Below are 15,692 nucleotides of genomic sequence, written 5' to 3'. Positions count from 1 at the left end.
CAGCCGCCGGGGGGTAGAACGCGCAACGGCGGCCCCGCACGGCCTGCTGAACCGCCGTGCGCGCCGCCGGTACGCGTCGCTCCGTTCGTGCGTGTGGCCCTGCTCCGGTCAGCCCTCGTCCACCGCCACGAAGCGCAGCTCGGAGGTGTACGCCTCGCCCCGGTCGTCGGTCAGCCAGGCCTGTTCGGGGCTCGGCAGCATCTCGGTGAACACGGCCCGGCCCTCCGGCTCCTTGCGGGCCATCCTGCGGACCGCCTTGGCCAGGATGTTGACGTACACCGGGCTGTCGAAGTCCACGTAGAACGGGCGGGTCTCGGTCGGCAGCACGACGAACACGAACCGCGGCAGTTCGCGCCGCTCCCGCCACTGCCGGGCCCGTACGAACCGGCGGGCCTCGTCCTTCTCCTCGGCGAAGTCCATGTCCGACGGCGGCAGCCGCCAGGTCTCGCGGGCCACGACGAGGCGGTCCACCGTGACCCGGGGGGAGTGCTCGGCCGCGTCCGGCAGGATCTGGAACAGGTCCATCGCCAGGGTGGTCAGCACGTGCGAGAACACGTCCACCGCAGGGAACTCGGACCCGTCGGGCAGCACCACCGCCAGCTCGCCGTCCGTCCGTTCGGCAACGGTCACGTCGGCGCTGAGCACGGTGCGGGGCCGGCCCGGATCGGCGGTGAAGTCGACGAGGGCGACGTAGTAGTCCTCGGGGCGGACCAGGGAGTGCCGGATCCGCGCCGACAGCCGCGAGCGGTGCTCCTTGGGCAGCAGCGGCATCAGCCGCGGACCGGGATGGTCCCGGTCGGTGAGCCGGAGCAGCTCCTCGGCGTCCGGATGCTGGTTGACGAACAGCGAGGCGCCCAACGTGTTGGCCGCGACGTGCAGTTCACCGAGGACCAGCTCGAAGTCACCGCGGGCCACGGCCTGTTCCCCGGACGCGGCGATCATGATGTCCGGGCTGAGGTAGCGGGCGGCGGTCCAGCCGCCGCCCGGGCCGCCGAACTGCTCGGCAACGGGCCCCGCGACAACCTCCAGCGGCAGCCTGACCCGGCGGGTCCCCGGGGGCGGCGACAGGATGGCGTCCCAGCGCCTGCGGAACTCCTGCTGGAGATCGGCGGACTCCGTACGGGCCGCGCCGTGCAGGATCGGCATGCAGGCGAACCAGAACGCGGCCAGGTCGACCGGTCCCTGCGCGGCGAGCCGGCGGTACACCTCGCGCGCCCTGGCCATCACCGCGTCGGCGAGCCGGGCGGTGAGCCAGCCGGCGCTGGTCAGCAGCGGGTCCAGCGGGGCGAGGGCCTCGTGCACGGTCCGCCCGAGGGTGGCGGTCGCCGCCCGCCGGCAGTCGGAGTACACCAGGGCCCGGCAGGGCGCCGTACCGGCCGCCTTCTCGCGTACGGCGGCGGTCTCGGTCAGCGCGACGAACTCGCCCTCCAGCTCCGTCAGCGCGGCCACCAGGGCCTCGGGCCCGTCCGCCTCGCCCACCCGGTCCCGGCCCCGCTCCAGGGCGTCCAGGGCGGCCAGGCCGGGTGCGCGCAGCTCCGCGTCCCCGACCCGGTCCAGCCAGGCCCGCAGGTGCCGCTCGGGGCGGGCGTCGGCGGGCACCTCGAGCTTCCACACCACCCACCGGCGGGCGACCAGGTCGGCCAGGACCGCGGACACGTCCACGTCCGGCAGCGCGGCACGGATCTCCCGCGCGGGGCGTACGCCGTCGCACAGCGCGAGCACGGCGCGCGCCTCCTCGCCGAGGGCCTGGCGCGGCCGGCCCGGCACCGTCACGTCCATCCCGGACTGGCGGACGAACGGCACGCGCCGGGGCGCCACCCACTCCCGCATCTCCGGGTCGCTGTCGATCCGCGCGGCCAGGGCGTCGATCGCCCAGCTGGCGAAGTACACCTCCGATCCGGCGATCAGGCCGGTGCCGGGGGCGCCGGCGTCGACGCGGACGCCCTGCGCGGACAGGTCCCAGCGGCCCCAGCCGACGGGGCCGAAGAACCCGATGGTGTCGTTCTTGACGCAGAACCGCTGCCAGTAGTGGGCGACCAGTTCCTCGCGCTGGCGGGGCATGCTGGTACGGCCCGCCGCGGTCGGCGTCCAGTTCAGGAAGGGCGTGATCCCGGAGCCGAGGACCGGGCGGTTCTGCCAGGCCACCGCCTCCCGGAAGGCGGGCGTCCGGGCGATCTCCTGGAGCGTGTGCGCCACCTCCACCTGGGCGTCGGCGAACAGGGCCGTGAACTCACCCCACCGCTCACCGGCCAGGGCGGCCGGGCCGGTCGAGCCGTCGCCGGGCTCGAACTTGTCGGCGGCCGCGGCCAGCCCGTCCGGGGCCAGCCGCAGCACGCCCCCGACCGGAAAACCCGCCCCGCGCAGGGCGAACTGGTCCCAGAGCCGCCAGCGGCCGCCGGGCACGTAGGTATCGGTCATGGCCGGCCCCTCATGCCTGGACGAAGTCGGCGTGGACCACGTCGGCGAGGTCCGCGGGCGAGGGGTAGGCGAAGACCAGGGCCACCGGGACCTCCGCCCCCAGTGCCTCCTCGAGCCGTGCGGTGATCCGGAACGCGGTCAGCGAATCGCCGCCCCATTCGTAGAAGTCGCTCTGCTCGTCGAGGTCGGCCACCCCCAGGGTCTCGCGGTAGATCGAGACGACCAGTTCGGTCAGGGCGGCGCCGGTCAGCTGCGCGGTCAGGTTCTGGGTCTCGGCCACGGTCGCGGTCATGAGATCTCCTCCAGGAGCGTACGGGTGGTGTGAGTGGTGGGGGTGGTGCGAGTCGTGTGCGTAGGTCGGTCGGTACGGGATGCTGTGGCAGCTGTGGCCGCCGCCGTCAGGGCCGCCGTGGTGTTGCCACCGGAGACGACGGCGACGGAGCGGCCGGTGCCGCGTCCCGCCCGTATCGCCCCGGCCAGGGCGACGGCGCCGGACGGTTCGGCCTCGATCCCGCGCCGCCGCAGCAGCGCGGCCGCGGCGAGGATCTCCGCGTCGGACACGGTGACCAGGTCGTCGACCCGGTCCCGGATGACCGGATAAGGCACCGCCCCCGGCTGCTGCCCGCGCAGCCCGTCGGCGACGGTGTCACCGGGCGCCAGCCGTACGGGGTGCCCCGCGGCCAGGGACCGGGCGTAGCGGGGGGTGCCGGCGGGCTCGACGCCCACCACCCGCACCGGGTGCCCGTACGCGGCGAGGCAGACCCCCGCGAGCAGCCCGCCCCCGCCGGTCGGCACGTACACGGTCTCGGCGTCGGGCGCCTCGGCGAGGATCTCCAGGCCGACCGTGCCCTGCCCGGCGACCACCAGCTCGTGGTCGGAGGAGGGCACGAGGACCGCCCCCGTCTCCTCGGCCAGCGCCTGCGCCCGGGCGTCGCGCTCGGCGACGCCGCCGGGCACGCTGACCGTCCGTCCGCCGAGGGCCCGGATCAGGGCGATCTTCGCGGGCTGCGCGCCACCGGCCAGCACCACGGTCACCTCGGCGCCGAGCCCGGCCGCCAGCCGGGCCAGCGCGATGCCGTGGTTGCCGGAGGAGCCGGTGACGATCCGCCGGGCCCCCAGCGCCAGGACCGCGTTGGCGGCGCCGCGCAGCTTGAACGACCCGCCGTACTGGAGGTGTTCGGCCTTCAGCAGCAGCCGCCGGCCCGTCCGGTGGCGGTCGGGCGCGGGCAGCCCCGGCAGCAGCGGGGTGCGCCGGACATGGCTGGCGATCCGTGCGGCGGCGGCCTCCACGTCGGCCGGTCCGAGCGGTCCGAGCGGGCCGAGCCGGCCGCGCACGGCGCCGGCCGGTCCGCCGGACGTGGCGGACACGGCGGCCATGACGGGTGCGGCGGGCGCCGCGGGTGCGGTGGTCATGACCGGCCTCCTGTCTGCGAGAGGGCCCGGCGGTCGGCCTTCCCGCCACGGGTGGTGGGCAGTTCCGCCAGCCGTACGAACCGCCGCGGCATCAGGTGCGGGGGCAGACCGGCGGCCAGGCGCGCGCGCAGCGCGGCGTCGGTGGTGCCCGCCAGGTCCCCCGTGACGTGGGCGACGAGGAACACCCGCCCCTGCGCGTCGGTCTCGCTGGTGACGACCGCCCCCGTGACCCCGGCGTGGGACAGCAGCGCCCCTTCGACCTCGGCCGGGTCGACGCGGTACCCGCGGATCTTCACCTGCCGGTCGCCGCGCCCCAGGTACTCCAGCCCGTCGGGACCCGTCCGGGCCAGGTCGCCGGTGCGGTACAGCCGTGCACCCGGCGGCCCGAACGGGTCCGGTACGAAGCACTCGGCCGTACGGGCGGCCCGCCCACGGTAGCCGCGGGCCACGCCCGCCCCGCCGATGTACACCTCCCCGACGTCCCCGTCGGGCACCGGTGCCATCCCGGCGTCCAGGAGCCGTACGACCACCCCGTCGATCGGGGTGCCGACGGTGTCGGTCAGGACGTCCGGCCGGGCCGGCACGGCGTAGCGGGTCGAGGTCATCGTGCACTCGGTCGGGCCGTACTGGTTGACCAGGCTGCCCCGCACCAGCGGCCGCCCCCCGGCCGCCAGGAACGGCCGCAGCGACTCGCCGCTGGAGACCACGAGGCGGACCCCGGCGAGCAGCCGGGCCCCGTTCGGCTGCCCGGCCAGGAACGACAGGAACGACGGCGTCGTGCTCAGCACCGCGCTCACCCCGTGCTCCCGCACCACGGCGCCGAACTCCTCGGGCCGCAGCAGCGCCGAGCGCGGCACCACCACCAGCCGTCCGCCCGCCAGCAGCGGGGCGAAGGTGTCCCGCAGGGAGGCGTCGTAGCCGAGCGGGGCGAGCTGGAGGGCCACGGTGTCGGGCCCCAGCCCGTAGTCGCGGGCGATGAAGCGCAGGTACGAGTCCAGGCCGCGGTGCTCGACCAGGACGGCGCTGGGCTCCCCGGTGCTCCCTGAGGTGTGGCTGACGTAGGCGAGCGAGCGCCCGCCGAGCGGCCCGCCCGGCCCCCCGTCCGCACCGGCCGTACTCCCGGGCCGGTCCAGCAGGACGGGCGGCCCCGGAACCGGCAGGTCGAGCCCGCCCGCCAGCGCCGAGGTGGTCACCAGCAGCTCCGCGCCGCCGCTGCGGGCCAGCGCCGCCAGCCGGGCCGGCGGCTGCTCCGGGTCCAGGCCCAGGAACGCCGCGCCGCAGCGCACCACGGCCGCCGGTGCCACCACGGCGTCCACGCCGCGCTCCACGGCCACCGCGCACACCGTCTCCGGCCGGGCGCCGCGGGCCCGCAGCACCGCCGCGAGGGCGTCGATGCGGGCGGTGAGCTCCGCGTACGTCACCTCGCCGGCGGGGGTGGTGACGGCGACCCGGTCAGGGGCGAGGGCGGCGTGCGCGGCGATGTCGTCGACGAAGGTCCGCATCACGCGCTCCCGTCCGCGGGCTGCGAGACGTCGGTGGCGGTCCGGTCGAGAGCGGTCTGCTCGGCGCCGGCCTGCTCGACGACCGTCTGGTCGACGGCGACGAAGCGCAGCTCCGAGGTGAACGTGTCGCCCTGGTCGTCGGTCAGCCAGGCCTGCTCCGGGGTCGGCAGCATCTCGCTGATCTTCAGCTTGGCCCCGGGGTCCTTGCGGGCCAGCCTGCGGGCGGCCTTCGCGAGGATGGTCAGGTACACCGGGCTGTCGAAGTCAACGTAGAACGGTCGGGGTTCGGCCGGCGAGACCACGAACACGAAGCGCGGCAGGTCGTGTTCCTCGCGCCAGTGCCGGGCCCGTACGTACCGCCTGGCCTCGGACTTCTCGTCGGCGAAGGTGAGTTCGGAAGCCGGGAAGGCCCAGGTCTCGCGCGCCACCACCATCTTGTCGATGCTGATCCGCGGCGTGTGGTCGCCCTCCGGGCGCAGCGTGAACCGGTCCATGACGCGCTGGGTCAGGGTGTTCGCGTACACGTCGAGCAGGTCGAACGCGGCGCCGTCGGGCAGGACCGCCGTCAGCCGGCCGTCCCGGTCCTCCACCGCGACGTCGGCGCACAGGACCGTGCGCGGGCGGTGCGGGTCGCCGGTGTCGTCGACCAGCGAGACGTAGTAGTCCTGCGGCCGGTCCAGCGACGGCCTGCTGCGCGTCGACCACTTCAGCGGCAGCTCCTTGGGCAGCATCGGCAGCAGCCGCGGCCCGGGGAAGTCGCGGGTGGTCTCCGCGATGAGCTCGTCGCGGTCGGGGTGCTGGTGGACGAAGAGGGAGGCGCCCATCGTGTTGAGCGCGCTGTGCATCTCGCCCAGCACCATCTCGAAGTCGCCGCGGGCCACGGCGTCCGCGTTCTCGGCCAGCAGCAGCACGTCCGGGCTGAAGTAGCGGGCCAGCGACCAGCCCGCGCCGGGCTCCTCGAACTCCGCCCGCACCTGCTCGGCGATGTCCGCCGAGGACACCCGTACCCGGCGCGCCCCCTCGGGCACGGCCAGGATCCGCGCCCATTTCGCGCGCAGCTCCGCCTGGACGGCGTCGAGGTCCCGGCCCGCCTCCGGGTACGGCGAGGGCAGACAGCCCAGCCACATCGACCCCAGGTCCACCGGGCCGGCCGCCCGCAGCCTCTCGTACACCTCGCGGAGCCGTGCCCCGACCCGCTCGGCGAACCGGTTGGTCAGCCAGCGCGCCGCCGTCAGGCACTGGGCGAGCGGGGTGAGCTCGTCCAGCAGGGCGGTGCCGAGGGTCGCCGTCGCCGCGCGCCGGGCGTCCGAGTACACGAGCCCCCGGCAGGGCGCGGTCCGCTCGCCCTTGGAACGCTGGGCGTCGGTGGCGGTCAGCGCCGCGAAATCGGTCTCCAGGGCGCCGATCGCCGAGGTCAGCGCCTCGGCGTCCAGACCGGCCGCCTGGACGGCGTCCCGCCCGCGCTCCAGGACGGCCAGCTTCTCCAGGGCCGGCTCCCGCAGCGCCGGATCGCCGATCCGCTCCAGGACGGCCCGCAGCTCCCGCTCCGGGTAGGTCCCCGTCGGCACGTCGAGGCGCCAGTGCACCCACCGCTTGGCCAGCAGCCACTGCACGGTCTCGGTCGCCTCCGCCACCGGGACCCCCAGCGCCTCCGCGATCGCGGCCACCGGCCGGGTCCCGTCGCACAGGTCCAGTACGGCCCGGGCAGTCTCGCCGACGGGCTGCGGAGGCCGGCCCGGCAGATGCACGGACAGGCCCTCGGCCCGTACGAAGGACACCCGGCGCGGAGGTATCCAGGCCCGCAGCGCGGGGTCCGCGTTCAGCGACTTGGCCAGGGCGTCGATGGCCCAACTGGCGAAGTAGACCCGCGAGTCGGCGAGGAACCCGCCGGAGCCGGGGTCGACCTGCACCCCGTCGGTGGCGAGATCCCAGCGGCCCCAGCCGACCGGGCCGAAGAACCCGATGGTGTCGTTCTTGACGCAGAACCGCTGCCAGTAGTGGGCGACCAGTTCCTCGCGCTGGCGGGGCATGCTGGTACGACTCGCCGCGGTCGGCGTCCAGTTCAGGAACGGCGCGATGCCGGTGCGCAGCACGGCCGGGTTCTGCCAGGCCACGGCGGCCCGGAAGCGCGGCGAGGCCGCGATGTCCTGGAGCAGCTCGGCGGTGCGGACGGCGCCGGTGTCGAAGGCCCCCGTGAACGCCTCCCAGTCCGGGCCGGCGAGGGTGTCGCCCGGCCCGAACTTGTCCGCGGCGAGGGCGAGTCCGGGCGGAGCCATGCGCAGGACCCCCTCGGCCGGGAAGCCCGGACCGCGGAGTGCGAAGTGCTCCCACAACCGCCACCCGCCGGTGGGCAGGTGCACGGTCTCTGGGGTGTCCGACATGGCGGAGCTCCTTCCAGCCTGATGGGGTGGCGTGGCCGGCGGCGCTGTACCTCTCGGACGCCACCCTGGCTGCCCCGAACACTGCCGCCGCGCAGGCCGGCGCCACCAGGGAAGGAGCGGCAGCACCGACCGCCGGTCCTTCTGCGCGTTTGTCCCTATGGCGGCCCGGGCCCCGGCGTCACGCTGTGACCCGTCGAGACCGAAGAACTCCGGGAGGACCGAAGCCATGAGTGACACCGACGAGAGCGGCTACCGGGTCGTGCGCAACGACGAGGAGCAGTACTCCATCTGGCGTGCGGACCGCGAGCTGCCGGCGGGCTGGCACGCCGAGGGGACGACGGGCACCCGGCAGGAATGCCTGGACCACATCGGCACGGTGTGGACGGACATGCGCCCGGCGAGCCTGCGCCGCAGGATGGCGACGGCCTGAACGGGGGCTTGAACGGGGGCTTGAACGGGGGCCTGAACGCCGGTCGGCGAGGCTGAGGCGCGGGGGGACCGAGCCCCGCCGACCGGTCCCCCCGCAGTCCTCAGCGAGGACTGCGGACCTTGAGGTCCAGGGCGCGGACCCGATCCTGGGCCTGCGGGTGCATCTTCAGCAGCAGGTCCTCGTCGACGACGCCGTTGCGCTGCCATATGGTGCAGAGCGTCTCCAGCGCGGCTTCGGCGACTTCCGGCTCTTCGTCGGCCGCGGCATGCACCAGGGCTTCCACCACCGGCCTGGCGTCGAGTCCTGCGACCGCCCGTGCGATCCGGGCCCGGTGCGCGGCAGGCAGGGCCCGGTCGGCGAGCGCGTGCAGGACGTCCGCGGTGTCACGGGAATCCTGGCAGGGCAGCACCCCCGGCACGTAGACGAGCTGCGTGCCCACGATGATCAGGTACTGCAGGGGCACGGGCAGCGCGACCGGCAGCAGCGGGGCCAGCGGAAGCACGACCATCCAGCCGCCGCGTATCCGCTCGACACCTCACTGAGCATCCCCACTTCAGCCGGCTGTTTCCACTCGCCGGGACCTCCTTGACGGTCACGGCGCAGCGCATGTGAGGGCAAGTCTGACGCGCCGGCAGGACATGCCCGCAGGGCGCCCCGCGAAGTCCCGCCGGGCAGGACTCTGCGGACACCCCCTAGTTGCCGGGGACGGGCCGGCTGCCCGGGGCGAGCGTGGCCAGGTAGTCGTCCAGTGTGCGGTGCGGGGTCCAGCCCTGGGACCGGGCCCGGGTCAGGTCCAGGACCACCGGGTGGGCCAACTGGTCCACCGCGTAGCGGCTGAGGGCGGGTTCGCCGCGGCGCGCGAGCGCCTCCGCGGCGCGGGCCGCCGTACGGGCCACCCCCACCGGGAGGTGCCGGATCCGGGCGGGGACGCCGTGCGCGTGCAGGACCCTGCGTACGGCGGCGTCGCGCGCGTAGGGCGCCGCGTCGGCCACGTTGTACGCGCCCGGGGCCCATCCGGAGGCCGCCGCGAGCGCGGCACCGGCCAGGTTCTCCACCGCCGTCAGGCTGAGCGGGACGTCCGGACCCGGCAGCAGCAGGGTCCCGGCCCGGACCCGGGAGAGCAGCCGGGGCAGCAGGGTGCCGTCGCCGGGGCCGTAGACGGCCCGCGGCCGCAGCACCACCGCCCCCGCGGCGAGCGCGAGGGCCTCGCCCGCCGCCTTGGTGCGGCCGTAGGCGTTCAACTGCCCGGCGCGCGGGTGGTCCTCGCGGACCAGGGTGCGGTCGCGGCGCGGATCGTAGACGCTGGCACTGCTCACCCAGACCACGGGCCGGTCGCCGGCGGCCTGCAGCAGCCGTTCGGTGCCGCTGACGTTGACCGCGTACATCTCCGCCTCCGCGGGGGAACCGGGGGCCGGGTCGCCGACCGCCGCCGCGCAGTGCACGACGACGTCGACCCCGGCCAGGTCCGGCAGTTCGCGTGCCGCATCCCAGAACCGGTGCTCCCCGACGGGCCCGGGCCGCCGCCCCAGGCACACCACCTCGGCCCCGCCCGCCACGGCGGCCCGCGCCACGTGCCCCCCGCAGAACCCGCTCCCCCCGGTGACGGCAACCCGCAGCCTGCCCGCGGCCTTCCGGCCCACCGAACGCTCCCGGGCTGCGCGGTCCGCGGCGGCGGCATCGGTGGCCCGGGCCGTGCGGCCGGCACCGGCTGCTCCCGCCGTACGGCGCGCGTCGGTCGTACCGGTGGCGCCGGTGGTGCGGTTCGTGTCGACGGCCCCAGCCGTCCGCCCAGCCTCATCTGCACCGGCTGCGCGTGCTGCACCGGCCGCACCGGGTGCATGGCGCGCGCCGGTCGTACCGGTGGCGGTACGAGCCGCACGGGTGTCGGAGGCCACGGCCGTACGCCGGGTCCCGGCTTCACCAGCCGCGCGGGCCACACGGGCGTTGCGGGGAGCACTGGCCGTCCGCGACGCATCAGCCGCGGGCCCTTCGGCCGTACGGGGATCGCCGGTCGTACCGGTCGCCGTTCCGGCGGCGCGAGCCGTGCGGTGCGCGTCGGTGGTGTGCGCGGGGCCGGTCGCTGCGGGTCGGGCTCCGGATCCGGTGAGGTCGGTCCGATCGGCGTTCATGCGGTGGCCTTCACGGTCAGCAGGCGCCAGCCGGGCAGGGCGGCGCGGCGGTCGACCCGGGCACGGGTCACCACCGGCCGGTACGGGGCCAGGGCCGCCAGGGCGTCGGCCAGTTGGATGCGGGCCAGGCGGGCCCCGGGGCAGGCGTGTGAGCCGGCGCCGAACACCAGGTGGGCCAGGGCCGGTTCGGCCGGGGCGAGGGCGTCCGGGTCGCGGTGGTGTGCCTCTGCGGCGTGCCGGGCGACCAGCAGCAGCCGGTCGCCGCTGCGGACCGGGCAGCCGCCGACCGTCCCGTCGGCCGCCGCCACCCGGGGCAGCAGCGGCGAGGCCGCGGTGACCCGCAGCAGCTCGTCGGCCAGCCGGAGCCGCAGCGCGGGGTCCGCGGCCTGGTCCCACAGACCGGCGTCGGCGCACCACGCCACCGCCCGCGGCAGCGCGGCCACGGTGGTGTTGACGGCGGCCACCGCCACCATCGCCCCGAGCGCATCGCCCCCGGCCGCCCGCTCGGCCAACGACGAGGGCAGAGCCGAGGCGGCCCGGATCGGCTGCTCGTCGGCGGCTGCCGGTCCGCCCGCGAAGCCCTGGGCGGCGTCGGCCTCGTCGGCGCGCGGGGCGCCGGGAGCCCACCGTGACGAGCCGGTCGATGCCGCAGGAAGCACCGGGGCATCGCTCGACGGCGGCAGGACCGAGGCGGTGCGGTGCGGCTCGGACTGCTGCTCGGCAGCGGCTGCCGTTCCGCCGCGAAGGTGCCGGCCGGCTCCGGCCCCGACGGTGCGGGGGACGCGGTGGGTCGCCGGGGACGAGCCGGCGGACACGGCGGGATGCACCGGGGCATCGCCCGAGGCCGGCGGGGTCGCGGGGGTGCGCTGCGGCCGCGACAGCTGCTCGGGGGCGGCGGCCGGGCCGCGTCGAGCGTGCTCGGCAGCTTCCGCGCCACCGGCGCTTGCTGTCAAAAGTGACGGCACGGGGCCGTGCGCGGCATGAGGGCAGCCGGGCGCGGGTGTGGGGGGCTGCGCGTCGAGGGGGCGGGCCAGGAGGGACTGGAGCGTGCGGGCCGTGCGGGCGGCAGCTGCGTGCGTGCCCGGGCGGTGGGGCCCCGGCAGGTGGGTGCGCACCGAGGCGGCCGCGGCATCAGCGGCGGCCCGTGCCACCGCCACCGGGTCGGCGTCCGAGCCCAGCAGTCGGCACACCACCGAGCCGGCCAGCTCCCGTGCGAGCGCGACCATGTCGACCTCGCCGCCCTGCGCGAGCGGCGCCAGCCGGAGGGCGAGCAACGGCTGCCACACTGCGCGCAGTTGTTCCACGCCGGCGGCACCGAGTTCCTCAGCGAGCCCCCGCCGGTCCGCGCGGTGCCCGCTGCCCTCCTGATCGAACAGCACTCCGCCGGTGGTGCCGGCCCCCGTGGGGTCGAGCTCCGCCGACCCTGCGAGCCCTGTCCGGCCGAGGTCCGCCGATCTGGCGAGCGCGGCGGGTGCCCCGCTGCCGGTGGCGCCGGCCGTCATACGGTCAGCCACGGTGTCGGGCTCACCCGACCCTGCGAGCGCTGCATGTGCGGCACTGACCGTGCGGTCGGGCTCCGCCGAGCCGATGTCGGCTGCCGTGCGGTCAGGCTCCGCCGACCCCGCAAGCGCCGCGCCGGCCCCCGCACGGTCGCGCTCCGTCGGCCCTGCGGGCTTCGGGCTGGACGGGGCCGGAGGCGGTGTCAGGGCCGTGCGGGCCGCCGCGCCCGTGGTGCCGGGGGCCGCGCGGTCCAGGGGGAGGCGGGTCAGGGCTTCGCGGTAGGCCGCGGCGTCGTGGATCAGCAGCGTGCGCCCGAGGCGTCGTACGGGGCGGCCGCGGGTGGCGGCGAGCAAGGCGAACAGCAGCGGGTGGCTGCGTACGTACACCCGGCGGTCGCGCCGCCGGGCCCGGGACGGGGTCACCGGGTCCCCCTCAGGCGGGCCGCCGCCAGCGCCGAGGCCGCCGCGCGGTCGGGTTTGCGGGAGCGTCCCGCCAGCGGGATCCGCGCGAACAGCACGGCGTCGGGACGGGCGGAGCCCATCCGCCCCAGCGGCTCCGCCAACGCGGCGCGCAGCCCCGGCTCGGCGGCACCGGGCTGCGGCTGTACGAGGGCCACGAGCCGCTCGTCGCCCGCGGACTCGGCGCCCCGCCCGGCCGGGATGCCGACGAGCACGGCCAGCTCCACCCCCGGCACGTGCAGCGCGGGCTCGTACAGCCCCGGGTAGATGTTCTCGGCCCGGCGCAGCACCATGTCCTTGCTCCTGCCCTCGAGGACGATCCGCCCCGCGCCGTCCAGCCGCGCCCGGTCTCCCGTACGCACCCACGCCTCGGGCTCCTCGCCCAGGTAGCGGTCCCGGGCCGCGGCCCCCGCCAGCATCAGCTGGCCGTCCTCGTCCGGCTTCGCCGTGACACCGGGCAGCGGGGCGCCGACCAGGTCGCCGGGACCCTCGTACGCCGCCTTCTCGCGCGCCTCGACCGCGGCGGCCGGGAACAGTTCCGTCAGCGCGTACACGCCCCACGCCTCCTCGGCGCCGGCGCCGCCCACCCGGGACAGCAGCTCGGCGCTCGCCGGCGCCGAGCCCGTCCACACCCGCCCCCGGAAGCGCGCCCCCGCGCCCAGCGCGTCCCGCAGCTGCGGCGGGGTCAGGTACGTGTCCCGCGGCCGCAGCCGCCGCAGCTGCCGGGCCAGGACCGCCGGGGACCGGGCCGGGAGCGCCACCGGGGCGCCGTGCGTGAGGGAGGGCACGAGGACGAAGAACGTGCCGCCCAGCACCGGGTCGCCCGCCCGGGCGGGATCCGCGGCGCCGAACAGCGCGGAGACGGACGCCATCCCGGCGGCCAGGCTCGACCGGGTGTGCACCACGGCCCGGGGCCGCGAGGTGGTCCCGGAGGTGAAGACGATCACCGCGTCGGCGTCGGAGTCCCCGTACGCCGGGCGGCGCCCCTGCCCGGGCACCCCGTGGCGCGGCGCGCCCAGGTCCAGCGCGGGCGCGCAGCCGGGCAGCCGGCGCCCGACGGTGGCCACGGGGGCGCCCAGCGAGGCCAAGTCCGGCAGGGCGAGCCGGGCCCGGCGGGCCAGCGGGCGGGCCCAGCCCGCGACGGCCTGCGCGGCCGCGTCGGCGAGGACGAGCGAGGGATCGGCCAGCGCCAGCCGGGCGCGCAGTACGTCGGGCCCCGCGCCGGGGTCGAGCACGGCACCGCGCAGCCCGAGCCGCCACAGCGCGAGCAGCACGGCCAGTGCCCGCGGCCCGGGCCGGACGGCGACCCCCACGGTGTCCCCGGCGCGCAGCCCGCGCGCGTGCAGGCCCGCGGCGAACGCGTCGGCCAGCTCGGCGAGTTCGCCGCGCGTGGCGCGGACCCGGGTGGCCCCGGTGCGTCCGGCGGTGAGTACGGCGGCCCGCTCGGGGCGGGCGCGCAGCGCATGGTCGAGTCGGTCGAGCATCAGCGGGGGTCCGTTCCGTGGGTGCCGCTGCCCTGGTCGAGGTACCAGCGGGCGGTGCCTGCGATCCCGTACGCCTTCAGCCGGCGCGTGGAGTTCTCCACGACCATCCGCCGGCAGTGGGTGATCCGGTCGGTGTGCCGTCGTACGGCGTTGAGGAAGAGACGGTCGGTGGGCGAGGGACGCCGCGGCATCCCGCCGACGGCGAGGTACAGCTCGGCGGTGATGGCCATGTTGTTCCCCGCGTGCATGCGGTACGGGGCCTTGAAGCCGCCCCGCCGGGCGGCGTGCTCCGGCCGAAGCCGACCGAACAGCGCGGCCAGCCGGACCAGTCCCGCGAATCCGGCCCGGCCGAGCGGCCCGTGCTCGTCGCGCCGGGCGGTGATCCGCCCGCACACCAGGCCCGGGTGGGCCGTGAGCGCGGCCCGTGCCGCGCCCGTCCAGCCGGGCCGTGGAATGCAGTCGGCGTCGGTGCGCGCGAGCAGGGTCGCGCCCCGGCCGATCGCGTACCGGAACCCGGTGTCCACGGCGGAGCCGACCCCCTTCTCCGGCTCCTCGATCACTTCCACCGCGAACGGCGCGCCCACGGCGAACTCCCGTGCGATCGAAGCCGTGTTGTCCGCCGAGGCGTTGTCGACGACCAGCAGCGTGAAGTCCCGGTCGCGCTGGGCCGCGAGCGCCCGCAGGGTGTCGCCCAGCCGGGCCTCCTCCTGATGCGCGGGCACGACCACCCACAGCCGCCCGGTCACGACTTCTCCCAGACCATCGTCATGATGCTGATCCCGCCGCCCAGCCCCACGCACAACACCCTTTCCCCCGACTCCAGTTCCCCGAACACCCGGTCCAGCTGCACGCCGATGCTCGCGCTCGCGACGTTCCCGAGCTCGGGCACGGTGACCACCAGCTTCCCGGCCGGGACCCCGGTCAGCTCCGCGAACCGCTCCAGGTACGGCACCGTCACCTGGTGCACCAGCACCTTGGCGAAGTCGTCCCAGCTCATCCCCGTACGGTGCAACGTCCGGTCGATGACCGCCGTGCCCACCTTCTCGAAGACGCCCCGCAGTTCGTGCCCGTCCCCGCGGAAGTACGTGTACGCATCCCCGCGCGGGTGCCGCGAACCGCCGCCCGGGATGCCCCCGACCTCCCAGTGCTCGGAATGCGTCTCGGTGTCCACGTCGAGGATCCCGCCGCGCTCCACCGCCTCCACCACGACGGCCGCCCCCGCATCGCCGAACGTGTACCCGGCGAAACCCTCGCGCAGCTCCGCGAGCCCGGCCGGCGCGTACTGCACCGCCCGGCTCGGCGTCTCCCCGGTCACGACCAGCGCCCGCCGGGCCCGCCCGGCCAGGACCATCGCCCGGGCCAGGTCGATGCCGTTCACGAAGCTGTTGCACGCGTTGGTGACGTCCAGGGCATGGGCCCGCGAGCCGAGTTCGGCCTGCACGATGTGGGCGGTCGCCGGCTCGACCATGTCGCGCGACGCCGAGGCGAACACCAGCAGGTCGATGTCCATCGGGGTGAGCCCGCCGGCGGCCAGCGCCCGGCGCGCGGCGCCGACCGCGAGCGTCGAGGCGTACACGCCCTCGCCCGCCACCCGGCGCGAAACGATCCCGGTGGCCTGCGTCAGCAGCCTCGGCGGCAAGGCGAGGCCGCTGCGGCGGGCCACCTCCTGCTGGAGGTCCTCCGACGAGCGGACCTCCTCGGGCAACAGGCTGCCGACGGCGGTTATCCCGGCGCGCGGCGACGGATCACACGACTGAATGAGCATGCCCCCACGATGCGATCCCGCGGGCGGCAGAACCTGAGTACGGATGCTCAGATCGGCCCGACGCGCCGCACACCCGGCATGAGTACGTGCGCCTCCTCCGGCTCGCCGAGGCGCACCCCTGCTGATCACGCCCAACGGCCGGACAGCCGACGCCCCGTGTCCGTAGGGTGTGCCGAAGGTCGAAAGCCGAAGGCCGAAAGGCACGCGGGGGA

General features: G+C 76.3%; 12 protein-coding genes. 1 reads left to right on the top strand and 11 read right to left on the bottom strand.

Annotation, left to right across the window (positions count from 1 at the left end; translation table 11 throughout):
• Positions 1-108: 108 nt before the first annotated feature.
• From ACZ49B_RS23635 to ACZ49B_RS23615, 5 genes are read right to left on the bottom strand one after another with little or no spacing between them, the layout of a single operon-like run.
• Positions 109-2,418, bottom strand: coding sequence for a lantibiotic dehydratase (locus tag ACZ49B_RS23635; RefSeq protein WP_468309138.1), 2,310 nt, complete (start codon positions 2,416-2,418; stop codon positions 109-111).
• A gap of 10 nt (positions 2,419-2,428) precedes the next feature.
• Positions 2,429-2,710, bottom strand: a complete 282-nt coding sequence (locus tag ACZ49B_RS23630) for an acyl carrier protein (protein ID WP_468309136.1) — start codon at positions 2,708-2,710, stop codon at positions 2,429-2,431.
• Positions 2,707-3,831, bottom strand: coding sequence for a threonine ammonia-lyase (locus ACZ49B_RS23625; protein ID WP_468309133.1), 1,125 nt, complete (start codon positions 3,829-3,831; stop codon positions 2,707-2,709). The genes ACZ49B_RS23630 and ACZ49B_RS23625 overlap by 4 nt, the downstream gene beginning before the upstream one ends.
• Positions 3,828-5,333: an amino acid adenylation domain-containing protein gene (locus tag ACZ49B_RS23620; RefSeq protein ID WP_468309131.1), complete on the bottom strand. Its 1,506-nt coding sequence runs from the start codon at positions 5,331-5,333 to the stop codon at positions 3,828-3,830. Before ACZ49B_RS23620 ends, ACZ49B_RS23625 begins: the two co-directional genes overlap by 4 nt.
• Positions 5,333-7,714 carry a lantibiotic dehydratase gene (locus ACZ49B_RS23615; protein ID WP_468309128.1) on the bottom strand — a complete coding sequence of 794 codons (2,382 nt, stop codon included), beginning with the start codon at positions 7,712-7,714 and terminating at the stop codon, positions 5,333-5,335. The genes ACZ49B_RS23620 and ACZ49B_RS23615 overlap by 1 nt, the downstream gene beginning before the upstream one ends.
• Positions 7,715-7,940: 226 nt before the next feature.
• On the opposite strand from ACZ49B_RS23615, the gene ACZ49B_RS23610 reads away from it, so the two are divergent.
• A complete protein-coding gene (locus ACZ49B_RS23610; protein ID WP_468309125.1) occupies positions 7,941-8,144 on the top strand; it encodes an MbtH family protein in 204 nt (67 codons plus the stop codon).
• Between the two features lie 100 nt (positions 8,145-8,244).
• Here ACZ49B_RS23610 and ACZ49B_RS23605 read toward each other — a convergent pair whose 3' ends face one another.
• From ACZ49B_RS23605 to ACZ49B_RS23580, 6 genes are all read right to left on the bottom strand, one after another.
• Positions 8,245-8,652 carry a hypothetical protein gene (locus tag ACZ49B_RS23605; protein WP_468309122.1) on the bottom strand — a complete coding sequence of 136 codons (408 nt, stop codon included), beginning with the start codon at positions 8,650-8,652 and terminating at the stop codon, positions 8,245-8,247.
• Positions 8,653-8,836: 184 nt separating this feature from the next.
• Positions 8,837-10,273 (bottom strand): NAD-dependent epimerase/dehydratase family protein, encoded by a 1,437-nt coding sequence (locus tag ACZ49B_RS23600; RefSeq protein WP_468309119.1) that lies wholly within the window; start codon positions 10,271-10,273, stop codon positions 8,837-8,839.
• Entirely contained in the window at positions 10,270-12,195 is a 1,926-nt protein-coding gene (locus tag ACZ49B_RS23595; RefSeq protein ID WP_468309117.1) for a cytochrome P450, read from the bottom strand. Before ACZ49B_RS23595 ends, ACZ49B_RS23600 begins: the two co-directional genes overlap by 4 nt.
• Positions 12,192-13,715 (bottom strand): class I adenylate-forming enzyme family protein, encoded by a 1,524-nt coding sequence (locus ACZ49B_RS23590; RefSeq protein ID WP_468309114.1) that lies wholly within the window; start codon positions 13,713-13,715, stop codon positions 12,192-12,194. Before ACZ49B_RS23590 ends, ACZ49B_RS23595 begins: the two co-directional genes overlap by 4 nt.
• On the bottom strand, positions 13,715-14,461 hold the full coding sequence (locus ACZ49B_RS23585; protein WP_468309113.1) for a glycosyltransferase family 2 protein: 747 nt from the start codon (positions 14,459-14,461) through the stop codon (positions 13,715-13,717). Before ACZ49B_RS23585 ends, ACZ49B_RS23590 begins: the two co-directional genes overlap by 1 nt.
• Complete coding sequence (locus tag ACZ49B_RS23580) at positions 14,458-15,480, bottom strand: 3-oxoacyl-ACP synthase III family protein (RefSeq protein WP_468309110.1); 1,023 nt, start codon at positions 15,478-15,480, stop codon at positions 14,458-14,460. Before ACZ49B_RS23580 ends, ACZ49B_RS23585 begins: the two co-directional genes overlap by 4 nt.
• Between the last annotated feature and the right edge of the window lie 212 nt (positions 15,481-15,692).

It is taken from the genome of Streptomyces sp. NPDC031132 (assembly GCF_055570595.1).
This window is presented reverse-complemented; position numbering and strand designations above follow the sequence as displayed.